This is a genomic window from Micromonospora sp. NPDC003776 (assembly GCF_053605645.1).
In genome coordinates, this window is sequence record NZ_JBSGJR010000654.1 from 1 (window position 1) to 3,517 (window position 3,517).

Annotated in this window: 5 protein-coding genes; all 5 read right to left on the reverse strand. The window is 72.9% G+C overall.

Going from position 1 to position 3,517, the window contains the following annotated elements; all coding sequences use genetic code 11:
• Positions 1–42: 42 nt before the first annotated feature.
• On the reverse strand, positions 43–366 hold the full coding sequence (locus ACWEVO_RS32710; RefSeq protein ID WP_452311305.1) for a DUF1416 domain-containing protein: 324 nt from the start codon (positions 364–366) through the stop codon (positions 43–45).
• 5 nt (positions 367–371) lie between these two features.
• On the reverse strand, positions 372–1,220 hold the full coding sequence (locus tag ACWEVO_RS32715) for a sulfurtransferase (protein WP_452311306.1): 849 nt from the start codon (positions 1,218–1,220) through the stop codon (positions 372–374).
• A gap of 206 nt (positions 1,221–1,426) precedes the next feature.
• Positions 1,427–1,504 carry an Ms5788A family Cys-rich leader peptide gene (locus ACWEVO_RS32720; protein ID WP_311202345.1) on the reverse strand — a complete coding sequence of 26 codons (78 nt, stop codon included), beginning with the start codon at positions 1,502–1,504 and terminating at the stop codon, positions 1,427–1,429.
• A 121-nt stretch (positions 1,505–1,625) separates the two neighbouring features.
• The gene (locus ACWEVO_RS32725) at positions 1,626–2,408 is read right to left on the reverse strand and encodes an LmeA family phospholipid-binding protein (RefSeq protein WP_452311307.1); all 783 of its coding nucleotides are present in this window, start codon (positions 2,406–2,408) and stop codon (positions 1,626–1,628) included.
• A gap of 146 nt (positions 2,409–2,554) precedes the next feature.
• Positions 2,555–3,517 (reverse strand): hypothetical protein (locus ACWEVO_RS32730; RefSeq protein WP_452311308.1); only part of this gene is annotated, 963 nt, incomplete at its 5' end.

Consider the following 3,517-nt stretch of genomic DNA (forward strand, 5'->3'; position numbering starts at 1 on the left):
GCCCCGGGGTGGGGCGGCGGGCCACGGCCGTCAGAGCGTGGGTCAGGCGGCGACCGTGACGGTCACCTCGTTGATCCCGCGGGCGGCGGTGACGGCGGTGTCGCCGTTGCCGTGCCGGGAGAGCGCCCGCAGGGTCCAGTCACCCGGCGCGGCGAAGAACCGGAACTGGCCGGCCGGAGAGGTCACCACCTCGGCGGTGAACTCGCCGGTGGAGTCGAGCAACCGGACGTAGGCGCCGGGGACGGTCTCCCCGGACTCGGCCTTGACCAGCCCCGTGATCACGGTCTCCTTCTCCAGGTCCAGGCTGGCGGGCAGCGGGGCGGCCTGGTCGGGAGCGGCGCAACCGGCGGCGGTGGGAGCAGTCATGATGATCAGGCCTCCCCGGGCTCGTCGCCGAGCGCCACCGGCACGCCGACCAGCGAGCCGTACTCGGTCCAGGATCCGTCGTAGTTCTTCACGTTCCGGTGGCCGAGCAGCTCCTGGAGGACGAACCAGGTGTGCGAGGAGCGCTCACCGATCCGGCAGTACGCGATGGTCTCGCGGCTGTCGTCCAGCCCGGCGTCGGCGTAGATCTTGCGCAGCTCGTCGTCGGACTTGAAGGTGCCGTCCTCGTTGGCCGCCTTCGACCACGGGACGCTGATCGCGGTGGGCACGTGGCCGGCCCGCTGGGCCTGCTCCTGCGGCAGGTGGGCGGGGGCGAGCAGCCGGCCGGCGTACTCGTCGGGGCTGCGCACGTCGACCAGGTTCTTGGTGCCGATCGCGGCCACGACCTCGTCCCGGAAGGCGCGGATCGAGGTGTCCGGCTCCTGCGCGACGTACTGCGTCGCCGGGCGGGTCACCGCGTCCGTGACCAGCGGACGGGCGTCCAGCTCCCACTTCTTGCGGCCGCCGTCGAGCAGCTTCACGTCGCGGTGCCCGTAGAGCTTGAAGTACCAGTACGCGTACGCGGCGAACCAGTTGTTGTTGCCGCCGTAGAGGATCACGGTGTCGTCGTTGGCGATGCCCCGCTCGGAGAGCAGCGCCTCGAACTGGGCCTTGTTGACGAAGTCCCGGCGCACCGGGTCCTGGAGGTCGGTCCGCCAGTCCAGCTTGATCGCGCCGGCGATGTGGCCGGTGTCGTAGGCCGAGGTGTCCTCGTCGACCTCGACGAAGACGACGCCCGGGGCGTCGATGTTCTTCTCGGCCCATTCGGCCGAGACGAGTGCGGTGTCGCGACTCATCAGATCACTCCCTGGTGAGGATGGATGGTGAGCCTGCGCGCGGAGATCGAAGTTGATGATTGTCGCACCACGCGCGGGACCCAGAGCTAGGAACGGATCACGGGTACGTGCGACGGCGCCGCTGCCGGGCGATCAGGGGAGACACCGGAGGGTACGCGGACCCTGCGTGCCGGTGGCCGCCTAGGCGGCCGAGGACAGCCCCGCCGTCAGATGACGGGGCGACACAGGCAGGTGGCCACGCGGCACAGGTCGACCGCGCGCCGTTTGGTGAGGAGCGTCCCCATGAGATGGGAGACTACCAGCCGCTCCGCCCGAAGCCACCGGCCCGACCAGCATCCGGGACGCCCGGGCGGCCCGGAGACGCCGACGGCCCGGCCGTCGGCCGGGCCGTGCGCAGGTCTCGCCTCAGCTGACCGAATTGATCGGCACGTTCTTCGCGTCCGCGGTGACGACCAGTCCCTCCGGCTTCGGTTCCACCTTGCGGATGTTGAGGTGGAACGGCAGCTCCGGCAGGGGCACGTCGACCGAGATGCCCTTGGCGTAGTTGGTCAGCACCTGTCGGGCCAGCGGCAGGTTGGGCAGGCCCTCGGCGGTCAGGTCGTTGAAGCGCAGCGCCACCTTGCCGTTGGCCACGGTGACGTCGGCGGTGCCGTTCACGGTGAGCTTGACGCCCAGGACGTCCACCGGCGCGGTGACGGCGAGCTTGCCGTTCCGCTCGCCCAGCTTCAGCCCCGGCCGGTCCAGCAGCTTGGCCAGGCTGTCGTAGGTGACCGTGCCGCGCCCGTCGACCGTCTCGGCGGTCACGTCCCCCCGCCGGGTACGGAGGGTGTCCAGGGACGCCTTCACGTTGCGGGCGTCCACGTCGAGCCGGGGCACGTCGACCGCGTCGCCCTGCACCTTGCCCTTCACGTCGGTGAGCACGATCGAGATGTGCTGGTACTTCCCGGCCAGCACCTGGGTGAGGAACGGGAAGCCGGCCACGTCGACCTTGGGCGGGGCCGAGGTCGCGTCCTGCTTGGCGACCTCCTGCTTGACCTGGTCGGCGATGGCCCGCTCGGCCGCCCCGGCCGCCAGCCGGTCGGCGACCATTAGCAACCCCGCCAGGACCAGCAGCAGGACCACGAAACCGGTCAGCACCCTGCGGCCGCGTCGCCGGGGCCGCTCCTCGTACGCCGGGGCCTCTGCCACGCCGCCTCCTGTCGTCCTGCCGGACGCCGCGGCGCGGCGCACGGTCCTCACGGTCGGGTCGCCGTCGGGCGCCCGGGCCCGGTGGCCCGGCGCCGTCCGGCGGCGCAACCGTACTTACCCGAGGTGCCGATTCCCCAACCGTGCACTCAGAGGAAGAGCACGCACATGACGTACGCGGCCGGCGCGGCGAGCGCGAACCCGCCCAGCGGGCCCTGCAGGTGCCGGGCGATCCACATGGTCGGCGGCTCGCCGGCCATCAGTCGGCCCGCCTCGGCGTACCCGACGGCCAGGTCGGCCAGCACGGCGGTGGCGGCGGTGACCAGGCCGACCAGGGCGGCGCTGGTCGGCGTGAATCCGACCAGGTAGCTGCCGAGGACCGCGCTGGTCAGCGTGCCGAGCATGGCGCCGACGACCACCCCGGCGGCGCCCCGGGGCACCTGCGGGGCGAGCCGGGGCCACGGAGCCACCGCGTCGGTGAGCCGGGCCACCAGCAGGGCGACGCCGGTGGCGGTGAGGCAGACGGTGATCGCCTGGGTGCCCTTCGGGATCCGGCTCAGCACGATCAGGGTGGCGAACGCGACCACACCCACCACGATCAGCAGGGTGCTGCCGAGCGAGTCGGTCACCCGGACCCGGTCCACCCGGCGGACGAGCTGACCGAGCACGCCGAGCACGAATCCGGCCGCCGCGGCGTACCCGAGGGGGGCCAGCCCGGCGATCTCCGACTGCACCGCCGCGGCGTCGGCGATGCCGGCCACCGTGGCACTGACCAGCGCGACCACCAGCAGCGCGGGCGGGCGGATGGCCATCGTCCAGGCGAGCACGAAGAGCAGCTGGACGCCGAAGATGATGACCGCGAACGGCAGCCGGTGCCCCGGGCCGGCGGTCTGCGCGCCGAGCACCAGGCCGACGCCGACCAGCGCGGCGAAGCCGGCGACGGTGAGGGCCAGCGACCGGCGTACCGGAACCGGTGGCACCTCCTCCTCGGGCGCCTCGTCCGTCTCGTCGTCCGGGCGCCGCCCCGGGCCGCCCTTGCGGAGCCGGCGTGGGCCCTTCCGCTCCGGCCGCTCCCCGCCGTCGTCAGCCGGGCCGGTACGCGGACCCGGCGG

Coding starts and splice junctions, on each gene's coding strand:
- ACWEVO_RS32715 (WP_452311306.1), bottom strand. CDS start 1,220: ATGAGTCGCGACACCGCACTCGTCTCGGCCGAATGGGCCGAGAAGAAC.
- ACWEVO_RS32720 (WP_311202345.1), bottom strand. CDS start 1,504: ATGGGGACGCTCCTCACCAAACGGCGCGCGGTCGACCTGTGCCGCGTG.
- ACWEVO_RS32710 (WP_452311305.1), bottom strand. CDS start 366: ATGACTGCTCCCACCGCCGCCGGTTGCGCCGCTCCCGACCAGGCCGCC.